Source organism: Kribbella qitaiheensis (genome assembly GCF_042657745.1).
GTDB lineage: Bacteria > Actinomycetota > Actinomycetes > Propionibacteriales > Kribbellaceae > Kribbella > Kribbella qitaiheensis.
The window spans coordinates 211,999-233,666 of the sequence record NZ_JBHSKE010000015.1; the positions used below are offsets into that span (position 1 = coordinate 211,999).

Consider the following 21,668-nt stretch of genomic DNA (forward strand, 5'->3'; position numbering starts at 1 on the left):
TCATGGTTGATGCGGTGAAGACGTGGCTGCCGTGGCAGGACCCGGACAGCTTCCTCGGTGGCCTGCCGGCAGGCTTCGACCCGGAGTACTACGTGGGCGGTGACCGGCCGGACTCGCTGGACTCGGTCGAGTTCTACGTGCCCAACTACATGGGCTCGTCCGATGTGGTCGAGGTGATCCGGGACATGCCCGCGCTCAAGGTCGTGCAGACCCAGACGGCCGGGTTCGAGAACCTGCTGCCGCACCTGCGCGACGAGGTCACCTTGTGCAATGCCCGGGGTGTCCACGACGCGTCCACCGCGGAGCTGGCGGTCGGGCTGATCCTGGCGACGTACCGGCGGCTGCCCCGCGCGGTGAGGAACCAGGAGCGCGGCGAGTGGCCCTCGTCGTACCGGGAGCTCGACGACTCGCTCGCCGACCGGACCGTGCTGATCCTCGGCTACGGGTCGATCGGGGAGGCGCTGGAGCGACGGCTCGACGGGTTCGAGTGCGACGTGATCCGGGTGGCGCGGCGGGCGCGGGAAGGCGTTCACCCCACCACCGACCTGCCGACGTTGCTGCCGCGCGCCGACGTCGTCGTACTGCTGACGCCGGCGACCGACGAGACGCGCGGCATGGTCGACGCGAAGTTCCTCGCCCAGCTCAAAGACGGCGCGCTGCTGGTCAACGTCGCGCGCGGAGTCGTCGTGGACACCGACGCGTTGCTCGCCGAACTGACCACCGAGCGGATCCACGCGGCGCTGGATGTGACGGATCCCGAGCCGCTGCCGGCCGGGCATCCGCTCTGGTCGGCTCCGAACGTGCTGATCAACCCGCATCGCGGCGGCGCCTCGACGGCGTTCGAGCCGCGGGTGGCGAGGCTGGTCCGTGCCCAGCTGGAGCGCTATGCCAAGGGTGAACCGCTGATCAACATCGTGGCGGGACCGCCGCGTTAAGCCATGCCGTGTCAAACCATCTGGAGGGACGACGATGTCCGAGGCCGTACTGCTGATCGGGACCAAGAAAGGGCTCTGGATCGGACGGAGCGACGCCGAGCGCCGGAACTGGACGCTCGACGGGCCGCAGTTCGAGATGCAGGGCATCTACTCCGTCGGTATCGACACCCGTGGCGATCGGCCGCGGCTGTTCACCGGCGGTACCAGCGAGCACTGGGGACCGGCCGTGTTCCACAGCGACGACCTCGGCAAGACCTGGGACGAGCCCCCGCAGGGCTCGATCGGCTTCCCCACGGAGGCCGACGCCTCGCTCGAGCGCGTCTGGCAGATCCAGCCCGGGCCGGCCGACCAGCCGGGAGTCGTGTACGCCGGAGCGCAGCCGTCGTCGTTGTGGAAGTCGACCGACGGGGGAGTGACGTTCGAGCTGGTCCGCGGCCTGTGGGACCACCCGCACCGCAAGGACTGGGGCGCGGGCTTCGGCGGGCAGGCGATTCACACCGTGCTCCCGCACCCCTCGGACCCCGCCCGGATGAGCGTCGCGATGTCGACCGGCGGGGTCTACCGGACCGCCGACGGCGGTGACTCGTGGGAGCCCGCGAACCACGGGATCAAGGCGCACTTCATGCCCGACCCGGACCCCGAGTTCGGCCAGTGCGTCCACAAGCTCGCGGGGCACCCGGCGGTGCCCGAGCGGATGTTCGCGCAGAACCACCACGGCGTCTACCGATCCGACGACGGCGGCACGATCTGGAAGTCGATCGCCGACGGGCTGCCGTCCGACTTCGGGTTCCCGATCGTGGTGCACCCGCACGAGCCCGACACGGTCTACGTCTTCCCACTGATCGCGGACGCGAACCGGATCCCCGCCGACGGGAAGTGCCACGTGTACCGGTCCCGGGACGCCGGATCGACCTGGGAGGCGCTGACGACCGGCCTGCCCGAGGTCCCGGCGTACGCGCCGGTGCTGCGCGACGCGCTCTGTGTAGACCAAGCGGACCCGGCGGGCGTCTACCTCGGGACCCGCGACGGCTGCGTCTACGCGAGCGCCGATGCCGGCGACACCTGGACCGAGGTGGCCCGACACCTGCCCGACGTCCTGACCGTCCGCGCCGCCGTCCTCTGACCCCCGGTACTGCGGGTCGCCCGCCGCGGCTCAGCTCAGCGCGGCGGGGTCGTGGCGGAACTTGAAGAAAGGTGGATCGATGGCGGTGTTAGTGAAGTTGCCGACGGTGCTGAGGCCGTTCGCGGGTGGGGTCGAGCGGGTCGAGGTCGCGTCGGGAGAGGCGGAGACCACGGTCGGCGCGGTGTTCGCCGCGCTGGAGCAGGAGCATCCGGCGCTGCGCCGTCGCCTGACCGACGAGCAAGGCGCCCTCCGGCGCCACGTCAACGTCTTCCTCGGCAACGACAACGTCCGCGACCTCGACGGCCTGGGAACCACCCTGACCGACGGCGACGAACTCCTCATTCTCCCCAGCGTCGCGGGCGGCTGAGCGAACCAAGGCTGTTGTTGGGATTTCGGCTCGGTGACGGAACGTGATCGCTTTGTAGCGTGGGGAGTTGGGCCGCGCCTCGGGGGTTGTGGCGAGGTTGGGGGCGCACTTACCGTCGGTGGTGGGTGCGGCCCGGCCGGCGTCCGGGCACCCAGGGGGAAGGTGCCGGATGCACGCATTTCTCGATCGTCTCGGCCGGGGGGCCGCTCGTCATCACTGGTTCGTCATCGGCGGCTGGGTGGTGCTTGTCGCGGGACTGTTCGTGCTCCGGTCGGCCTTCGGTGGCACCTATGTCAACGACTACACCGTTCCGGGCAGCGAGTCGTCGGCCGGCCTGAGCGTGCTGAACAAGGACTTCTCCAACCAGGGCGGCTATTCCGGCTCCATCGTCTTCCACGCGAACTCCGGCAAGGTCTCGGATCAGGCCGACGCGGTCAAGACGTCGATGGCGGCCGTCGCCAAACTCCCCGATGTCGTCGCGGCCACCGATCCGGTGGCGACCTCGCAGACGGCGTACATCTCCAAGGACGGGTCCGTCGTCAACGCTCCCGTCTCGTTCTCGGTGGTGCCGGCCTCGCTCGACGCGACGTACCTCGACTCGCTGGACGCGGCCGTCCAACCGGCCAGGGCCGCCGGTCTCGAAGTGGAGTACGGCGGCGGCGCCGGGCAGATCGGGAAACAGGCGGATGACGCGCTCTCGGAGGCGATCGGCCTCGGGCTCGCCTTGTTGCTGCTGTTCTTGATGTTCCGGTCCATCGTGGCGGCCGGGTTGCCGCTGGTGGCCGCGGTCTTCAGCGTCGGCGGAGGACTCGCCATCCTCGGCCTGCTCGCCGCCGTGAAGGACTTCCCGGTCTCGGCGCCGACGGTCGCCACCCTGCTCGGCCTGGGAGTCGCGATCGACTACGGACTCTTCCTGGTGTCCCGCCACCGTGAACAGTTGGACGACGGTATGACGGTCGAGGAATCGGCCGGCCGGGCGGAATCGACTTCCGGCGCCGCGATCCTGGTCGCCGGTGGCACGGTGGTCATCGCGATCCTCGGGCTGTACGTCTCGGGTGTGCCGTTCGTCGGCGCCCTCGGGCTCTCGTCGGCCATCGTGGTCGCAGTCACCGTCCTCGCTGCACTCACCCTCATCCCGGCCCTGCTCGGCCTCGCGAAGGTGCTGGTCCTGAACGGAGCGGACCGGCGACACCGCGCAGAAGAACGAGAGCTCGAAGCCGATCTCCCGGACGAGGTGGCAATCGCGGAGCACCGGGCGGAGGAGCGGGAGCGGCGCGACGCCAAGCACGAGCAGAGCGCCTTCGCGCGATGGGGACGCCGGGTGAGCGAACGGCCGTGGCCCTACGGCATCGTCGCCACGCTCGTCCTGCTCGTCCTGGCCATCCCGCTGTTGTCGATGAATCTGGGGCAACTCGACGCCGGCACCGACCCGGCCGAGGATTCGAGCCGCAAGGCGTACGACCTGGTGGCCGAGGGATTCGGCCCGGGTGCCAACGGCCCGCTGACGGTGGTCGTGATCCTTCCGAGTGAGAGCTCGACCGACAAGCAGTCCCTGTTGACGAGCCTCGCGTCCACCCTGCAGAAGACGCCGGGCGTGGCCGCAGTACAGCCGCCCAGTACGAACAGCAGCGGCACCACCGCGATCATCAACGTCATCCCGACCACGTCGCCCTCGTCGGCGGACACCGAGGACCTGGTCAACCGAGTCCGGGACGACGTACTGGCGGGGCAGCAGGAACAGACCTACGTGGTCGGCACCACCGCGGGGTACGTCGACTTCACCGAGAAGGTGGCCGGGCGGATGCTGTGGCTGATCGGGGCCGTCGTACTGCTGGCGTTCCTGCTGCTCACGGTCGCCTTCCGGTCGATCCTGATCGGGGTCAAGGCCGCGATCCTCAACCTGCTGTCGGTCGGCGCCGCGTACGGCGTGATCGTCGCCGTCTTCCAGTGGGGCTGGGGATCCTCGCTGGTCGGGATCGAGGAGAAGGTCCCGATCCCGTCCTTCGTGCCGATGCTGATGTTCGCCATCGTGTTCGGGCTGTCGATGGACTACGAGGTCTTCCTGCTCTCCCGGGTCCATGAGGCGTGGATCGCGACCAAGGACAGCCATCGCGCGGTGGCGATCGGGATCGGCGCGACGGCCCGCGTGATCACGACGGCGGCGGCGATCATGGTCGTCGTCTTCCTGAGCTTCGTCCTCGACGACGACCCGACCGTGAAGATGCTAGCGGTTGGTATGGCGGTCGCGGTGCTCATCGATGCCAGCATCGTGCGGATGGTGCTCGTCCCGTCGGTGATGACGCTGCTCGGCGAGAGGGCCTGGTGGCTCCCGCGCTGGCTGGACCGGATCATCCCGGACATCCAGCTCGAGGGTGGCCCGGCGCCGCAGCCCCCGGCGCGCAAGGCCCCGGCTCCCGAACACGTCTCCTGACACCGAGAGGGTTCCCGAACGCCCAGCAGGTTTCCTGACCCCGGGTGGCTTCCTCGCTACCCGGGGTCAGGTCCTTGAACGCGGTCCTGGTCCTAGAGTGAGGACCATGTCGACCGATGCCACGCAGACCACGCCCGACATCAAACCGAGGAGCCGGACCGTCACGGACGGGCTCGAGGCCACAGCGTCCCGGGGGATGCTCCGGGCGGTCGGGATGGGTGACGACGACTGGGTGAAGCCGCAGATCGGAGTCGCTTCCAGCTGGAACGAGATCACGCCCTGCAACCTGTCCCTCGACCGCCTCGCGAAGGCCGTCAAGGACGGGGTGCACGCGGCGAGCGGGTACCCGCTGGAGTTCGGCACGATCAGCGTGTCCGACGGGATCTCGATGGGCCACGTCGGGATGCACTACTCGCTTGTGAGCCGCGAGATCATCGCCGACTCGGTGGAGACGGTGATGGAGGCCGAGCGGCTCGACGGATCCGTGCTGCTGGCCGGCTGTGACAAGTCGCTGCCCGGCATGCTGATGGCTGCGGCTCGGCTCGATCTCGCGTCGGTCTTCCTGTACGCCGGGTCGATCATGCCGGGGAGGCTCGGCGACAAGGACGTCACGATCATCGATGCCTTCGAGGCTGTCGGTGCTTGTGCGCGAGGGTTGATCAGTCGCGAGGACGTGGACGCCGTCGAGCGCGCGATCTGCCCTGGTGAGGGTGCCTGCGGTGGGATGTACACGGCGAACACGATGGCATCAGCGGCTGAAGCACTCGGTATGTCGTTGCCGGGCTCGGCTGCTCCGCCCGCGGTGGATCGCCGTCGCGACGGGTTTGCCCGGAAATCGGGCGAGGCCGTGGTGAATCTGCTGGCGAAGGGGATCACGGCTCGGCAGATTCTGACCAAGGAAGCTTTCGAGAACGCCATCGCTGTGGTGATGGCGCTGGGCGGTTCGACGAACGCAGTACTGCATCTGCTGGCGATCGCTCGTGAGGCCGAGGTGGATCTGGTCCTCGACGACTTCAACCGGATCGGGGACAAGGTTCCGCATCTGGGCGACCTGAAGCCGTTCGGGCGGTACGTGATGACGGACGTCGATCGCGTCGGCGGGATCCCGGTGGTGATGCGGGCCTTGCTCGACGCCGGTCTGCTGCACGGCGACTGCCTGACCGTGACAGGCAAGACGCTCGCGGAGAACCTGGCCGACATCGCGCCGCCGGACGTCGACGGCACGATCATCCGCGCGCTGGACCGGCCGATCCACGGCACTGGTGGCATCACCATCCTCAAGGGCACGCTCGCGCCGGAAGGCGCTGTGGTGAAGAGCGCGGGCTTCGACAGCGACGTGTTCGAGGGAACCGCGCGGGTGTTCGACGGCGAGCGGGGCGCGATGGACGCGGTCGAGGACGGCTCGATGAAGGCCGGTGACGTAGTGGTGATCCGGTACGAAGGTCCGAAGGGCGGCCCGGGGATGCGCGAGATGCTCGCGGTCACCGGCGCGATCAAGGGCGTGGGCCTGGGCAAGGACGTCCTGCTGCTGACCGATGGCCGCTTCTCCGGCGGTACTACGGGACTCTGCGTGGGACACGTCGCCCCCGAAGCGGTGGACGGCGGCCCGATCGCCTTCGTCCGCGACGGCGACCGGATCACCCTCGACGTGAAGAACCGGACCCTCGAGCTGCATGTCGAACCGGAGGAGCTGGAGCGGCGCCGCGAGGGCTGGTCCCCGAAGGAGCCGGCCATCACCAAGGGCGTCCTCGGCAAGTATCGCCGGCTGGTCGGATCGGCCTCCGAGGGAGCAGTCTGTATCTGACGCCCTAAACTGTTCAGAAGTAAGACGAGCATCTCAACTGGTGGGACGGATCTCCGCCAGGCTTGACCGGATCGAGGGGAGTCGGCAAAGGTGACTGCATGCGATCGATTCTCCTCGTACTTGTGCGGCGCGCCGACTGACGCGACCCAGAGTCGAGCGCGCCCCCTTCAGCCCACCCGGCGGAGGGGGTTTTCTGTTGTTGAGGCAGGTTTTCTGTGATCCAGAAGCCGGCCGGCAGGCCCCAGGGCCGAGGACGATCGATCGCCGAACGGCCCGAGAAAAGAACCACCGTGACTGACAAGGGAAGGCACTCATGAGTGAGCAGCTGACCGGGGCACAGGCTCTGATCCGCGCACTGGAAAATGCCGGAGTGGACACCGTCTTCGGCATCCCGGGCGGGGCGATCCTCCCGGCGTACGACCCGATGCTCGACTCGACCCAGATCCGCCACATCCTGGTACGTCACGAGCAGGGCGCCGGCCACGCCGCCCAGGGCTACGCCTCCGCCACCGGCAAGACCGGCGTCTGTATGGCGACCTCGGGGCCGGGCGCGACCAACCTGGTGACGCCGATCGCCGACGCGTACATGGACTCGGTGCCGCTGGTCGCGATCACCGGCCAGGTGGCCAGCGCCGCGATCGGCACGGACGCCTTCCAGGAGGCGGACATCCGCGGCATCACGATGCCGATCACCAAGCACAACTTCCTGGTCAACGACCCGAACGAGATCGCCAGCACGATCGCCGAGGCGTTCTACATCGCCTCGACCGGCCGCCCCGGCCCGGTGCTCGTCGACGTCACCAAGGACGCGATGCAGGCCAAGGTGGACTTCCAGTGGCCGACTGAGCTCTCGCTGCCCGGGTACCGCCCGGTGACCCGCCCGCACCCCAAGCAGGTGCGCGAGGCGGCCAGGCTGATCGTCGCCGCCGAGAAGCCTGTCCTGTACGTGGGGGGCGGCGTGATCCGGGCAAAGGCGCACGTCGAGCTGAAGGAGCTCGCCGAGAAGCTCGGCATCCCGGTGGTCACCACTCTGATGGCGCGGGGCGCACTGCCCGACACCCACGAGTTGCACTTCGGCATGCCCGGCATGCACGGCTCGGTCTCGGCCGTCGGCGCACTCCAGAGGTCTGACCTGCTGATCTGCCTGGGCGCGCGGTTCGACGACCGGGTGACCGGCAAGCTCTCCTCGTTCGCCCCCGAGGCGAAGGTGATCCACGCGGACATCGACCCGGCCGAGATCGGCAAGAACCGCGCCGCCGACGTGCCGATCGTGGGTGACTGCAAGGAGGTCATCGTCGACCTGATCGCGGCGCTGACCACCGAGATCGCGAACTCTCACACCCCGGACTACTCCAGCTGGCGCAACCTGCTGGACTCGGTGAAGGCGAAGTACCCGGTCGGGTACGACGAGCCGGAGGACGGCAGCCTCTCCCCGCAGTACGTGATCCAGCGGATCGGGCAGATCGCCGGCCCGGACGCGATCTACACCAGCGGGGTCGGGCAGCACCAGATGTGGGCCGCGCACTACCTGCCGTTCGAGAAGCCGCTGCACTGGCTGAACTCCGGCGGCCTCGGCACGATGGGGTACTCCGTGCCCGCCGCGATGGGCGCCAAGGTGGCCCGGCCGGACAAGACCGTGTGGGCGATCGACGGCGACGGCTGCTTCCAGATGACGAACCAGGAGCTCGTCACCTGTGCGCTGGAGGGCATCCCGATCAAGGTCGCGGTGATCAACAACCAGTCGCTCGGCATGGTCCGGCAGTGGCAGACGCTGTTCTACGACAAGCGTTACTCCAACACCGATCTGCACTCGGCTCGGATCCCGGACTTCGCCAAGCTGGCCGAGGCGATGGGCTGCGTCGGGCTGCGGTGCTCGGACAAGGAGTCCGTGGACGCCACCATCGAGAAGGCGATGGCGGTCACCGACGCGCCGGTGGTGGTCGACTTCGTCGTGCACCGCGACGCGATGGTCTGGCCGATGGTTGCCGCCGGCACCAGTAACGACGACATCCAGATCGCCCGCGACATGGCCCCGAACTGGGACTCGGAGGAATTGTAGAGATGACCGAGCAGCGCGAGGGAACCATCCAACACAGTCGAACTTGTGCCTCATCGGCGCTCGGAGCGAAGCGAGGACGTCGATGAGCAAACACACTCTTTCGATCCTGGTCGAGAACAAGCACGGTGTGCTGGCCCGCGTCGCCGCGCTGATCTCGCGGCGCGGCTTCAACATCGACTCGCTCGCGGTCGGTCCGACCGAGCACCCCGAGGTGTCCCGGATGACCATCGCGGTCAGCGTGGACGAGCAGCCGCTGGAGCAGATCACCAAGCAGCTGAACAAGCTGGTGAACGTGATCAAGATCGTCGAGCTGGAGCCCGCCGCGACCGTGCAGCGCGAACTGCTGCTGGTCAAGGTGAAGGCGGACACCCTGAGCAGGGGGCAGGTGCTGGAGACCGTCCAGCTGTTCCGTGCGAAGGTGGTCGACGTGGCTCCGGACGCGATCACCATCGAGGCGACCGGCAATCCCGAGAAGCTCGAGGCCATGCTCCGGGTGCTGGAACCCTTCGGCGTCCGCGAGCTGGTCCAGTCCGGCATGGTCGCGATCGGTCGGGGCAGCCGCTCCATCTCCGACCGCACCCTGCGCCCCGTCCCGGTCCCGCCGCCGCACGTGGCGACGGGTGCCCCCGCGATCCAGGCCCGGCCCGCCGGCCAGGCCGCCGCGAACGGGGCCAACCCAGTGTCCCACCCGGTGCCGGCGCCGCCGCCGGGTCACCGCCCCGCCGCTCCCGCCCGCCAGGGCTGACGGCGAACCACCCCGGCCCGCCAGGGTCAGGGCGAACCACCCAGGCCGGCACCGACGTACCGATCGTCAGTCGACCCCTCTCGAGAAAATCAAGGAGACGAGCTCCCAGTGGCAGCAGAAATGTTCTACGACGACAACGCCGACCTGTCGGTGATCCAGGGCCGCAACGTGGCCGTGCTCGGCTTCGGCAGCCAGGGCCACGCCCACGCGCTGTCCCTGCGCGACTCCGGCGTCGACGTCCGGGTCGGTCTGCCGGAGGGCTCGAAGAGCCGCGCCAAGGCAGAGGCCCAGGGCCTGCGGGTACTGACCCCGTTCGAGGCCTGCGAGGAGGCCGACGTGATCGTCGTGCTGGCTCCGGACCCGGCCCAGCGTTCCCTCTACAAGGAGGCGATCGAGCCGAACCTGGTCGACGGCGACGCGCTCGTCTTCGGTCACGGCTTCAACATCCGGTTCGGCTACATCAAGCCCCCGGCGGGCGTCGACGTCTTCATGGTCGCGCCGAAGGGCCCGGGACATCTGGTCCGTCGTGAGTTCAGCGAGGGTCGCGGCGTGCCGGTGCTCGTCGCTGTCGAGCAGGACCCGACCGGCAAGGCCTGGGAGCTCGCGCTGTCCTACGCCAAGGGCATCGGCGGCCTCCGCGCCGGCGGGATCAAGACCACCTTCACCGAGGAGACCGAGACCGACCTGTTCGGCGAGCAGGCCGTGCTGTGCGGCGGCGTCTCCGCGCTGATCCAGTCCGGCTTCGAGGTGCTGACCGAGGCCGGCTACCAGCCCGAGGTCGCGTACTTCGAGTGCCTGCACGAGCTGAAGCTGATCGTCGACCTGATCTACGAAGGCGGCATCGCCAAGCAGCGCTGGTCCGTGTCCGACACCGCCGAGTACGGCGACTACGTGTCCGGCCCGCGGATCATCGACGCCTCGGTGAAGCAGCGGATGAAGGAGGTCCTCGGCGACATCACCGACGGCACCTTCGCGGCCCGCTTCATCGCCGACCAGGACGCCGGCGCGCCGGAGTTCGCCGCCTTCCGGAAGAAGAGCGAGGAGCACCCGATCGAAGCCGTCGGCAAGGACCTCCGCTCCCTGATGGCCTGGGTCAAGTCGCACGACGACGACTACGTGGAGGGCACCTCCGCCCGCTGATCGCAGGACCGGCCGGGCGCAAGATGACCGCCTGAGCGCAGTACCGGCTGGACGAAAACGTCCGGGTCACCGCCTCGGTGGCCCGGACGTTGTCCGTTTGTTTGACACAATCGGTGACGAACGGGATCCGGGCGGGTGAGCAGGGGGCAGACAATGGTGGAGGACGGCAGGCGTGAGCTGCCGAAGCCACCGCGACGCGTCCCCTCCGGGATGACCGCCCAGCTGACGTCGATCCAGGCGCCCACACCGGTGCCGTCGTCCGAGCCGCCGCTGCCGCCGAGACTGCGGTGGCGGTTCCTGATCCCGCTGATCGTGTTCGCGCTGGTGGTTGGCGCGGGAGCCGGCTGGCTGATCCGCGAAGACAGCCTGCGGCTGGACACCGCCGAGGTGCTCGAGCTCGCCGGTCCCAGCGTCGTCCGGGTGTTCGCGACGACCTGCGAGGGGACCGGTGAATCGACCGGCGTGCTGCTGGCGGACGGCCTGATCCTCACCGCGGCCTCGGCGATCAAGCAGCCGATGTCCGTCGCCTTCCTCACAGCCGACGGCCGCGTACGCCGAGCCAATGCGCTCGGCACCAGCGCCGACGGGGTCGCGCTGCTCCGGATGATCGGCAGGCTGGACGACCGCGCCGCCACCCTGGCGCAGGAGGAGCCTGCACCGCGAGCAGAACTCGCAGTCCTCGGTTTCATCGCGGCAGGACGCCAGACGATCCAGCCAGTCGGTACGACGAAGGAGCCGCGGCCGCTCCCGTCGGTGCTCAACCCCACCAAGCTGGGTTCACCTGTGCTCGACAAGTCAGGCCAGGTCGTCGGCCTGATCACCGGGAACACGGTCGCCGACGCCACGGTCGTGCCGCTCGCTCGGCTTCGCCAGTACTCCGGCTCCGGCGCGGAGGGGATCACGCCGGAGCTGGATGGCAGTTGCCAGCGGGCGCGTGGGCCGCAGATCACGATGACCCCGGATCTGGTGGTCGCGAACACAGCCTTGGCCGGGGAGTCCCTGGCCGTGCTCAGGGGCTACCTGACGGCCATGAACAAGCACGACTTCCGCGGGATCCGGACGCTCTACTCGACGAGGCTCGCGGGCAAGATGACCGAGAAGCAGGACATGGACCGGCATGAGACGTCGTTCATGTTCGGGGCGAGGATCATCGAGGTGACCCGCAACGGCGTCAGCGGCGCGAACGTCCGGATGACCTTCACCGTGCTCTTCTCGCCGAACAGCAACGGCGCCGCCGGGCAGACCTGCAACCGGCTCGACAACCGGTACCAGTTGGTTCGCGAAGGAGGCCGCCTCCGCGTCGACCTGTCCCGGCAGGTGAGTGAACCGCAGAACTGCGACTCCGACTGACCCCGGCCCCTCGAGCCACGCGCGGTCCGGGCTCGGCGGACGCCCGGACCACGGCGGTACGGCGTACCGGATGCACGGCGGAGCGGTGCGCGGGATGGACGGCGCACGGCGTACCGGATGCATGGCGGAACGGCGCACGGGATGCACGGCGCGAGGGCGTGCCGGATGGTGGCCGGGCGGACGGGTGGAACCGGGACGGGGTACCATCGGGTGCAGCGGGCACAGCGCGGTGCTCTGACTCTACGAGCCCCTACCGCTTCTGCAGGAGATATCTCCATGACTGTCGCAGCCCGACCTGTCGTCCTGATCGCCGAAGAACTGTCCCCGGCCACCGTCGAGGCGCTCGGCCCCGACTTCGAGATCCGGCAGATCAACGGCGCCGACCGCGCCGAGCTGATCCCGGCCATCGCCGACGTCGACGCGATCCTGATCCGCTCCGCCACCAAGGTGGACGCCGAGGCGCTCGCCGCCGCCAAGAAGCTCAAGGTCGTCGCCCGCGCCGGCGTCGGCCTCGACAACGTCGACGTGAAGGCCGCCACCCAGGCCGGCGTGATGGTCGTCAACGCGCCGACCTCCAACATCGTCAGCGCCGCCGAGCTCGCCGTCGCGCTGCTGCTGGCCGCCGCCCGCCGGGTGCCGGCCGCCGACCTGTCGCTGAAGAACGGCGAGTGGAAGCGCAGCAAGTACTCCGGCGTCGAGCTGTTCGAGAAGACCGTCGGCATCGTCGGCCTGGGCAAGATCGGTGTCCTGGTCGCGCAGCGGCTGGCCGCCTTCGGCATGAACGTGATCGCCTACGACCCGTACGTGCAGGCCGGCCGCGCCGCGCAGATGGGCGTCCGGCTCGCCTCCCTGGACGAGCTGCTGGCCGCCAGCGACTTCATCTCCGTGCACCTGCCGAAGACGCCGGAGACGATCGGCCTGATCGGCGACGAGCAGCTGCACAAGGTGAAGCCCGAGGTCATCATCGTGAATGCCGCCCGCGGCGGCATCGTCGACGAGCAGGCTCTCTACAGTGCTTTGAAGGAAGGCCGGGTGGCCGCGGCCGGGCTGGACGTGTTCGCCAAGGAGCCCTGCACCGACTCCCCGCTGTTCGAGTTCGAGAACGTCGTCGCCACTCCGCACCTGGGCGCGTCCACCGACGAGGCGCAGGAGAAGGCCGGGATCGCCGTCGCCAAGTCCGTCCGCCTCGCGCTGTCCGGCGAGCTGGTCCCGGACGCGGTCAACGTCCAGGGCGGCGTGATCGCCGAGGACGTCCGGCCGGGGATCTCCCTGACCGAGAAGCTCGGCCGGATCTTCACCGCGCTGGCCGGTGGCGTCGCCCAGCAGCTCGACGTCGAGGTCCGCGGCGAGATCACGCAGTACGACGTGAAGGTGCTCGAGCTGGCCGCGCTGAAGGGCGTGTTCGCGGACGTCGTCGAGGACAACGTCTCCTACGTGAACGCGCCGCTGCTCGCGGCCGAACGTGGTCTCGAAGTTCGGCTGGTGACTGACCACGACAGCCCGGAGCACCGGAACCTGATCACCCTGCGCGGCACCCTCGCCGACGGCGGGCAGGTGTCGGTATCCGGCACGCTGGTCGGCGTCAAGCAGTCCGAGCGGCTGGTCGAGATCGACGGGTTCGACCTTGAGATCGAGCTTGCGGCGCACCTGGCCTTCCTCAGCTACGAGGACCGGCCGGGCATCGTCGGTGCGGTCGGGCGGATCCTCGGCGAGTCCGACATCAACATCGCCGGCATGCAGGTCAGCCGGGACCGCAAGGGCGGCAAGGCGCTGGTCGCGCTGAGCGTCGACTCCAGCATCAGCCCGGCCGTTCTCGACGACATCGCCACCGTGGTCCAGGCGGACACGGCCCGCACGGTCGACCTCGAGGCCTGACCGCAACTCCCCTGGGTGAGTGGTCGGCCCGGGGGCCCGGGGGTTCGGTCAGACTGGGAAAGGACCGGCCTGCCGCCCGCAGGCGCATGGCGGCCGGCCAGGGCCCGAGCCCTCCCACCGGGAGCGCGCTCGGGCCCACCTTTCTTGTACCGCGTTGTCGCACGGCGGCTGACCGTTGGTGGGCAGCCATCCGTAGCTTCCATTCGCCCCTTCCGCCGCAGTTGGTCCTGCAGTCTCAGGCGAATGAAAGCAGAAGGTGTGTGGCAGCCGGTTCGCTAACCGTCCCCGTCTGAGCTGGTGTTCCGGCCCGGCTGTACCGAACGACAGGTAGATGTCGCTCGCGACGTCACCGTCCACGCTCACCGAGGCAGTCGGGGGCGCAGACAGAACGCTGCTGTTCCTGTCCTTCCGTACGCCATTCGCCCGAACCGCAGCGATTGCCAGTTGCCCCAGTTGCATCCGCCCAGGCGGCGAGGCGAGAAATCCATGTCCTTGCTCTCCGAGCCACCTGGGTGACGTTCGGCAAATGGCGGCGCTGGGGCGACGGGGGAGCGCCGTAGCTGGAGGGAGCCAGGCGACGGCGGAGACCGCGTGGGCGGCGGAGTACTTAGCGCTTGGTGGCTAGGAGTACTGCGGCGTCGGGGGCGACCATTACCTCGACGGTGGTGAAGCGTTTGTCCTGGAGCCATTCCTGGCGGAGGGTGTCGACGCGGCCCTCGTACATCGGGGGCCAGACCATCGATGGGGTGAAGTCGTCCAGTACTACGAAGCCGCCGGGTTCGACCGCTTCGGCGATGACGTCGCGGGCGGAGAGTTTTGCCTCGCGGGCGTCGACGAACAGCAGGGAGAACGGGCCACGCTCGATCAGTGCCGTCCAGTCCGCCGCGAGTACCTCGATGCGGCCGTCGTCCGCGAACAGGTCGGCCACCACCTTGGCCAGTTGCGGGTCGCTCTCGGCCGTGACGATCTTCGTGCTGTCGGTGGCTCCGTGCCGCAGCCAGGCCGAGCCGACGCCGCAACCAGTGCCGACCTCTCCGAGAGTTCCGGTGCGGGAAGCCGCCAGAGTGGCAAGCAGCCGGCCGGTCTCGTTCCGGGTCGCGCTGACGAATCCGCGCCGGCCGGACAGGCTGAGTGCCGCGGAAACCAGCGGCGGTAGTTCAGGGGGAGCGCTCACCGGTTGAGAGTTGCACAGCATCGGGCCAGCGGTGTCACTGGCATCTCACATTCCGGGACATGGTGACCGCATGGTGGCGAATTAGTCGGACGTCAGAGTATCTTCGTCCCCATCATGCAGTTCGCGGTACGCCTTATTTGCTGCCGCGCCGGGATTCGCTAAGGCCGACCCCCCGGCGCGGGTTCCGGCGTACCTCCCGCCCGGTAGCGCCACCGTCGGCCGTTTCTCGACAGCGAGTTCAACGGGAGAGCAGCATGTACGACATGTATCCGGCCACCTGGAAGGTCGTCGACGGACGCGAGCGCAAAGCCGCCCGCCGTCGCCGCCCCGCCCCGCGTCAGGCCGACAACCAGCCAGTCCAAGAGGCCATGAACCGCCGCGACAACGGGGGAGAACCCAAGAAGTGAGCACGCAACAGCACGCCACGAAGACGACCTTCACGCTCGCGGTGGTCGGTGGCGACGGGATCGGACCCGAGGTCACGGTGGAGGCCCTGAAGGTTCTCGACGCGGTCAGTGCGAACTACGGCGTCACCTTCGAGCGCACGGAGTACGACCTGGGTGCGAAGCGCTGGCACGCCACCGGCGAGACGCTGCCGGACGCCGAGCTCGAGGAGATCCGCAAGCACGACGCGATCCTGCTCGGCGCCGTCGGCGACCCGACCGTCCCGTCCGGCGTGCTCGAGCGCGGCCTGCTGCTGAAGCTCCGCTTCGCGCTGGATCACTACGTGAACCTCCGCCCGTCGAAGATCTACCCCTCGGTCGGCTCGCCGCTGGCGAACCCGGGCGAGGTCGACTTCGTCGTCGTCCGCGAGGGCACCGAGGGCCCGTACGTCGGCAACGGCGGCGCCCTGCGCGTCGGTACTCCGGCGGAGATCGCCACCGAGGTCTCGGTCAACACGGCGTACGGCGTGGAGCGGGTCGTGCGCGACGCGTTCGCCCGGGCGCAGGCGCGGCCCCGCAAGAAGCTGACGCTCGTCCACAAGAACAACGTGCTCGTGTACGCGGGTCACCTGTGGAAGCGGACCGTGGACGCGGTCGCGACCGAGTTCCCCGACATCACCGTGGACTACCTGCACGTGGACGCGGCGACGATCTTCATGGTCACCGACCCGGCCCGGTTCGACGTGATCGTCACCGACAACCTGTTCGGCGACATCATCACCGACCTGGCCGCCGCGATCAGCGGTGGCATCGGGCTGGCCGCGAGCGGCAACATCAACCCGGACCGGATCGCGCCGAGCATGTTCGAGCCAGTGCACGGCTCCGCTCCGGACATCGCCGGTCAGCAGAAAGCCGACCCGACGGCGGCGATCCTGTCCACCGCGCTGCTCTGCGACCACCTCGGACTGACCGAGGCGGCGGCCGCGATCGAGGCCGCGGTGACGGCCGATATCGAGGAGCGCACCGGTCACGCGCGGACCACCGCGGAGATCGGTGATGCGATCGCCAAGCGCGCCGCCGGCTGAAAGTGGAGGCTCGCATGACCACTTCGGCAAGAGGTACGGTGCGGCTATGAGTGAGCGTAGCGAGCGAACAAACAGAACTGCCGCCTCCGCGCTCATGCCAGAACCGAGCGCTAGCGAGGTGCAGGCATGAGCGCCGATCTGCAGTTCACCGTTGAGCCAAACACCCAACCGGCCAGCGACGACCAGCGCGCCCAGATCCTGGCAAACCCGGGGTTCGGGCAGTATTTCTCCGACCACATGGCGATCGCCACCTGGGACAAGGAGAACGGCTGGCACGACGCGAGGATCACCGCCTTCGGACCGCTGGAGCTGTCTCCCGCGACCTCGGTGTTCCACTACGCCCAGACGATCTTCGAGGGGATGAAGGCCTACCGCCACCCCGACGACTCGATCCACATGTTCCGCCCGGAGGCGAACGCGGCCCGGTTCGCCCGGTCCGCCCACCGGCTCGCCCTGCCGGAGCTTCCCGAGGACGCGTTCCTGGACTCGCTGCGCAAGCTGGTCGAGATCGACAAAGCCTGGGTTCCCGGGGGTGGCGAGACCTCGCTGTACCTGCGGCCCTTCATGTTCGGCTCCGACCCCTTCCTCGGCGTCCGCCCGTCGGCACAGGTCACGTACTGCGCGATCACGTCGCCGGCCGGCTCGTACTTCGCCAAGGGCGTCAAGCCGGTACGGATCTGGCTGAGCGAGGAGTACACCCGCGCGGCCCCTGGTGGCACCGGAGCGGCGAAGACGGGCGGCAACTACGCCTCGTCACTAGTCGCCCAGGCCGAGGCCACCGAGGAGGGCTGTGACCAGGTCGCCTTCCTCGACGCGGTCGAGAAGAAGTGGATCGAAGAGCTCGGCGGGATGAACCTGTACTTCGTGCTCGACGACAACTCGGTCGTCACGCCCGAGCTGTCCGGCACGATCCTCGAGGGGATCACCCGCGACTCGATCCTGAAGCTGGTCACCGATCTCGGCTATACCGTGACCGAGCGGAAGATCTCGATCGACGAGTGGCGCGACGGTGCCGCCTCCGGCAAGATCCGCGAGGTGTTCGCCTGTGGCACGGCCGCGGTGATCACCCCGGTCGCCTCGCTGAAGTGGAACGGCGGCGAGGTGCAGGTGGCCGACGGCAACGGTGGCCCCGTCACCAGCGCCGTCCGCACGGCTCTGCTCGACGTCCAGTACGGGCGCGCCGCCGACCCGCACAACTGGATGACCAAGATCTGCTGATCCTGAGGCAGTTACGTCCGAAGAACCCGAGACCCGTTTCTCGGGTTCTTCGGACGTCATGATTCACAGGATGTTCTCAGGTGTGCTCGGCGTGTGCCGGTTGCTGAGTGGATAGGGTCGAGGCAACGTTTCCGACTGAGGGCGAGGGTATGAGCAGCTTCCCGGAGGATGTCGAGGTTTACTACGCGGAGCTCGCGGAGAGGCGCGACTGGCCGGCTGAGACCCGGCGCGCGATCCGGTCGACGGTGGAGCTGATCAGGGATCTCGACCGGGGGACCGCGCCTCGGACGTTCGTCGCGCTCGCCGACGACGCCGGTACCGACTGGCTGTACGAGGCGGTCTGGCACGAGCGCGAGTGGGTAGTGGTCCGCCAGCTCGGCGCGGCCGAGGACGGCACGATCACCCGGTACTGGTGGCAGCGCCTCGAGGACGACGAGGGCATGCTCACCGACCAGCCGCTGGACCGGGACGAGTGGGGCCTTCGCCCGTTGAGCCGCGAGGACTTCTACACCGCCTGGGACGACCCGGGCTGGTCCCTGACCGCCTGAACCACACCGTGGGGCTGGGTGATTCCTGGACTCCGACGGGCGCGGCAGTACTGGTCGGCGTACCGGATGTTCGCGTTTCGAGACAATCAGCCATGCCTCGGAACTCCTGTGGCAGACTGCGAAATGTCATGAAGAACTACCGGGTCATCATTAGCTAGGCGCGCTCAGCAAGCACCACCTGAGCGCGCAGACCTCTCGCACCTTGCGGGAGGTTTTTTGTTTGCCCGACCCGAGTCAGACACCGCCAGACCACGACCAGACCACCGCCAGACCAGCCCCCACCGGAAGGCGATCCTGTGAGTACATCCGACGAGTTCCACGTCTACGACACCACTCTGCGCGACGGCGCGCAGCAGGAGGGTCTGGCGCTGTCCGTGGCCGACAAGATCGCCATCGCGCAGCACCTGGACGACTTGGGCGTCGGCTTCATCGAGGGCGGCTGGCCGGGGGCGGTGCCGAAGGACACCGAGTTCTTCGCACGGGCGCGGACCGAACTGCACCTGCGGCACGCGACCTTCGCGGCCTTCGGTGCGACCCGTAAGCCGGAGACGACGGCCGCAGACGACCAGCAGGTGGCCGCGCTGCGCGACTCCGGGGCCTCGGTCGTCACGTTGGTTGCCAAGAGCCACGATGCGCATGTCGAACGGGCCTTGCGTACCACGCTCGACGAGAACCTGAAGATGGTGGCCGACACCGTCCAGCACCTGCGCGAGCACGGCCAGCGGGTTTTCCTCGACACCGAGCATTTCTTCGACGGCTATCGGGCCAACCGCGCTTATGCCCTGGAGGTAGTTCGTGTCGCCGCGGAGGCAGGCGCGGATGTCGTGGCGCTCTGCGACACCAACGGCGGCACTCTGCCGAGGGAGTTGCAGGAGATCGTCCGCGACGTCCTCGAGACGACCGGCGCCCGGCTCGGCATCCACGCCCACAACGACGGCGGCTGCGCGGTGGCCAACTCGATCGCCGCCGTCGAGGCCGGCTGCACGCACGTCCAGGGCACCATCAACGGGTACGGCGAGCGCACCGGCAACGCGGATCTCCTCGCAGTGGTCGCCAACCTCGAGCTCAAACGCGGCATGGAGCTCCTGCCGCCCGGCAAGCTCGCAGAGTCGTTCCGGATCGCCCACGCGATCGCCGAAGTGACGAACGTGCCGCCGTCGACCCGGCAGCCGTACGTCGGTGTGTCCGCTTTCGCCCACAAGGCGGGACTGCACGCCAGCGCCATCAAGGTGGATCCCGACCTCTACCAGCACACGGATCCGGCCCTGGTGGGCAACGACATGCGCATGCTCGTCTCCGAGATGGCCGGCCGGGCGAGCGTCGAGCTGAAGGGCCGCGAGCTCGGCTTCGACCTCGGCAACGACCGCGACCTGGTCAGCCGGGTCACCGACCGGGTCAAGGAGATGGAGTCGCGCGGATACACCTTCGAGGCCGCGGACGCGTCGTTCGAGCTGCTGCTGACCGAGGAAGTCACCGGCAGCCGGGCGAGCTTCTTCGACGTCGAGTCGTGGCGCGTGATCACCGAGTCCCGGGCCGACGGCGAGGCGGTGTCGGAGTCCACGGTGAAGCTGGTCGCGGGCGGCGAGCGCGAGATCGTCATAGGCGAGGGCAACGGCCCGGTCAACGCGCTCGACCACGCTCTGCGCACCGCGATCGAGCGGGCCTATCCAGTGGTAAACAAGTTCGAGCTGGTCGACTACAAGGTCCGGATCCTCGACCAGGGCCATGGCACGGATGCGGTAATCAGAGTCCTGATCGAGACAGCCGACGGCGAAGGATCCTGGTTCACCGTCGGGGTTGGCCACAACATCGTCGAAGCCTCATGGGAGGCACTGGTCGACGGGCTCACCTACGGTCTGCTCCGCCACAAGGAGGTCGCCCGATGACCGCGCTGGCAACCCTCGCGCCCCGTACCGCGGACACCGCGCCCGAGTACGTCGTACCGGAGCGGGTGCTCACCGTCTTCACCGCGCAGGTGGTCGAGACCCGCGGGCTGCTGGCCCGGATCGCGGTCCAGTTGAACCCGTACGACGTCCGCGAGCTGAAGGTGTGCCTCGAGACGTGCACGCTCCGGGTCGTCGTCGAGGGCGCGGGCTTCGACGCCGGCCGCGTCGCCGCCCGCCTCGACAAGATCGTCGGCGTCCTCGAGGTCAACTACAGCTGACCCCGTTCGAGATCCAGAGCCAGCGCGGCTGTCCAGCTGAAGTTGCGGGCGCCGCGAGCCTCGCCGGTGTAGGGATCGACGTACTCGGCGAAGTCGGTCGCTGCAGCCAACTCCAGTACGTCGGTACGCAGCGCGCCGGCCAGACCCGCCTGGCCGAGGCCCACCAGGCCGCGGTGGATCAGCCAGGCGGTGTTGAACCAGCTCGGACCACGCCAGTACCGTCCGGGCTCGAATGCGGGACCCGTCAGGTCATAGCTCGGCACCATCCGCACCTCGCCGAGCCGGAACCGCGGCCCTCGTGCGGTGGCAAGCAGTTCCGTTGCCACCGGCAACCCGTCGACCAGCAACGGGATCAGGCCCGCGATGGTGTCGGCGGCAACTAATTCGCCGTCGGCCAGGTCCCGCGACCGGAAGATGCCGTCAGCAAATAGTTCCTTCACCATGGCTGCGGTGAGCTCGGCGGCAGCCTGGAGATGCGGAGCCGGGTCGAGTGACAAGACCGCGGCGATCGACGCCAGCGCATGCTCCGAAGCGATCAGTAAGGCGTTGAAGCACGGGTCCTCCAGCGCGAAGGCGAACGGTGTCGCGGCATCGTCATACCGGTGATCCCGGTACGTCGCTGCGAGCTGGACGTAACGCCCGTAGTCCAGATCGGTCGGGCGGTCGGCATCCTTGGCGTGGTCGGTGTCGCGCCGGGTGAAAGACCCAGGCGGGGCCGGGTCGACCCGAGCCAGGGCTGTATCCCAGGCCGGGCTGTTGTCCATCCCGGACTCCCAGGGATGCACGATCGCGACCAGCCCGCGGCCGCCGAGATCCCGGTGTTCGTGGAGATAGGCATGCCAGGCAACGAGCTTCGGGTAGGCCCCGGCGAGGAAGTTCCGGCGTACGGACTCCTGCTCGTCAGCCTGGTGGGTGAGCCAGACGGCGAGCGCATGCACCGGTGGCTGCACGATCCCGGACGTCTCGACGCCGCTGGGCGTGCTCGCCTGCCAGAAGTCGGGACCGGGGAAGTAGGCGTCGCGGGGGACCGAGGGGGAGAAGTTGATGTGCGGGATCCGGCCGTCGGCCCACTGCGATTCGAACAGCGACTCCAGTTCGACCTGCGCCCGCTGCGGTGACAGGTGACGCAGGCCGATCGCGATGAACGCGGAGTCCCAGCTCCACTGGTGTGGGTACAGCGAGTGCGACGGCACGGTCGAGCGCCCGGTCCAGTTGCCGAACAGGACCCGGGCCGCGGCCGAAGAATCAGCCTCCTCGATCGTCATGT

The 21,668-nt window shown here is 68.7% G+C and carries 18 protein-coding genes; 16 read left to right on the forward strand and 2 right to left on the reverse strand.

Annotated features, from left to right (window positions below; all coding sequences use genetic code 11):
• The first annotated feature begins 2 nt into the window (after positions 1 to 2).
• The 10 genes from ACFPJ1_RS15000 to serA all read left to right on the forward strand — a co-directional run bounded on the left by ACFPJ1_RS15000 (position 3) and on the right by serA (position 13,829).
• Positions 3 to 935: a 2-hydroxyacid dehydrogenase gene (locus tag ACFPJ1_RS15000; RefSeq protein WP_380104228.1), complete on the forward strand. Its 933-nt coding sequence runs from the start codon at positions 3 to 5 to the stop codon at positions 933 to 935.
• Between the two features lie 34 nt (positions 936 to 969).
• On the forward strand, positions 970 to 2,058 hold the full coding sequence (locus ACFPJ1_RS15005; protein WP_380104229.1) for a WD40/YVTN/BNR-like repeat-containing protein: 1,089 nt from the start codon (positions 970 to 972) through the stop codon (positions 2,056 to 2,058).
• Between the two features lie 79 nt (positions 2,059 to 2,137).
• On the forward strand, positions 2,138 to 2,425 hold the full coding sequence (locus ACFPJ1_RS15010) for a ubiquitin-like small modifier protein 1 (protein ID WP_380104230.1): 288 nt from the start codon (positions 2,138 to 2,140) through the stop codon (positions 2,423 to 2,425).
• A gap of 169 nt (positions 2,426 to 2,594) precedes the next feature.
• Positions 2,595 to 4,856, forward strand: a complete 2,262-nt coding sequence (locus tag ACFPJ1_RS15015) for an MMPL family transporter (protein ID WP_380104231.1) — start codon at positions 2,595 to 2,597, stop codon at positions 4,854 to 4,856.
• Between the two features lie 106 nt (positions 4,857 to 4,962).
• Entirely contained in the window at positions 4,963 to 6,660 is a 1,698-nt protein-coding gene (ilvD, locus tag ACFPJ1_RS15020) for a dihydroxy-acid dehydratase (RefSeq protein WP_380104232.1), read from the forward strand.
• 313 nt (positions 6,661 to 6,973) lie between these two features.
• Positions 6,974 to 8,719, forward strand: coding sequence for an acetolactate synthase large subunit (locus ACFPJ1_RS15025; RefSeq protein WP_380104233.1), 1,746 nt, complete (start codon positions 6,974 to 6,976; stop codon positions 8,717 to 8,719).
• A gap of 82 nt (positions 8,720 to 8,801) precedes the next feature.
• Positions 8,802 to 9,464, forward strand: coding sequence for an acetolactate synthase small subunit (gene ilvN, locus ACFPJ1_RS15030; RefSeq protein ID WP_465261071.1), 663 nt, complete (start codon positions 8,802 to 8,804; stop codon positions 9,462 to 9,464).
• A 120-nt stretch (positions 9,465 to 9,584) separates the two neighbouring features.
• Entirely contained in the window at positions 9,585 to 10,604 is a 1,020-nt protein-coding gene (ilvC, locus tag ACFPJ1_RS15035; RefSeq protein ID WP_132195401.1) for a ketol-acid reductoisomerase, read from the forward strand.
• Between the two features lie 135 nt (positions 10,605 to 10,739).
• Positions 10,740 to 11,954, forward strand: coding sequence for a S1 family peptidase (locus ACFPJ1_RS15040; protein ID WP_380104234.1), 1,215 nt, complete (start codon positions 10,740 to 10,742; stop codon positions 11,952 to 11,954).
• 276 nt (positions 11,955 to 12,230) lie between these two features.
• Positions 12,231 to 13,829, forward strand: coding sequence for a phosphoglycerate dehydrogenase (gene serA / locus ACFPJ1_RS15045; protein ID WP_380104235.1), 1,599 nt, complete (start codon positions 12,231 to 12,233; stop codon positions 13,827 to 13,829).
• A gap of 607 nt (positions 13,830 to 14,436) precedes the next feature.
• On the opposite strand, the gene ACFPJ1_RS15050 is transcribed toward serA, so the two are convergent.
• Positions 14,437 to 15,003 carry an O-methyltransferase gene (locus ACFPJ1_RS15050; RefSeq protein ID WP_380104236.1) on the reverse strand — a complete coding sequence of 189 codons (567 nt, stop codon included), beginning with the start codon at positions 15,001 to 15,003 and terminating at the stop codon, positions 14,437 to 14,439.
• Positions 15,004 to 15,257: 254 nt separating this feature from the next.
• On the opposite strand from ACFPJ1_RS15050, the gene ACFPJ1_RS15055 reads away from it, so the two are divergent.
• From ACFPJ1_RS15055 to ACFPJ1_RS15080, 6 genes are all read left to right on the forward strand, one after another.
• Positions 15,258 to 15,410: a hypothetical protein gene (locus ACFPJ1_RS15055; protein WP_199234912.1), complete on the forward strand. Its 153-nt coding sequence runs from the start codon at positions 15,258 to 15,260 to the stop codon at positions 15,408 to 15,410.
• Positions 15,407 to 16,471 carry a 3-isopropylmalate dehydrogenase gene (locus ACFPJ1_RS15060; protein WP_380104237.1) on the forward strand — a complete coding sequence of 355 codons (1,065 nt, stop codon included), beginning with the start codon at positions 15,407 to 15,409 and terminating at the stop codon, positions 16,469 to 16,471. The genes ACFPJ1_RS15055 and ACFPJ1_RS15060 overlap by 4 nt, the downstream gene beginning before the upstream one ends.
• Before the next feature lie 126 nt (positions 16,472 to 16,597).
• Positions 16,598 to 17,689 (forward strand): branched-chain amino acid aminotransferase, encoded by a 1,092-nt coding sequence (locus ACFPJ1_RS15065; protein WP_380104238.1) that lies wholly within the window; start codon positions 16,598 to 16,600, stop codon positions 17,687 to 17,689.
• Between the two features lie 149 nt (positions 17,690 to 17,838).
• Complete coding sequence (locus ACFPJ1_RS15070; RefSeq protein WP_380104239.1) at positions 17,839 to 18,237, forward strand: hypothetical protein; 399 nt, start codon at positions 17,839 to 17,841, stop codon at positions 18,235 to 18,237.
• 296 nt (positions 18,238 to 18,533) lie between these two features.
• The gene (gene cimA, locus ACFPJ1_RS15075) at positions 18,534 to 20,123 is read left to right on the forward strand and encodes a citramalate synthase (RefSeq protein WP_380104240.1); all 1,590 of its coding nucleotides are present in this window, start codon (positions 18,534 to 18,536) and stop codon (positions 20,121 to 20,123) included.
• On the forward strand, positions 20,120 to 20,401 hold the full coding sequence (locus ACFPJ1_RS15080) for a hypothetical protein (protein WP_380104241.1): 282 nt from the start codon (positions 20,120 to 20,122) through the stop codon (positions 20,399 to 20,401). The genes cimA and ACFPJ1_RS15080 overlap by 4 nt, the downstream gene beginning before the upstream one ends.
• Here the strand turns inward: ACFPJ1_RS15080 and ACFPJ1_RS15085 are convergent.
• Positions 20,392 to 21,666, reverse strand: a complete 1,275-nt coding sequence (locus ACFPJ1_RS15085; RefSeq protein ID WP_380104242.1) for an MGH1-like glycoside hydrolase domain-containing protein — start codon at positions 21,664 to 21,666, stop codon at positions 20,392 to 20,394. The two genes, ACFPJ1_RS15080 and ACFPJ1_RS15085, sit on opposite strands and share 10 nt — an antisense overlap.
• Positions 21,667 to 21,668 lie beyond the last annotated feature (2 nt).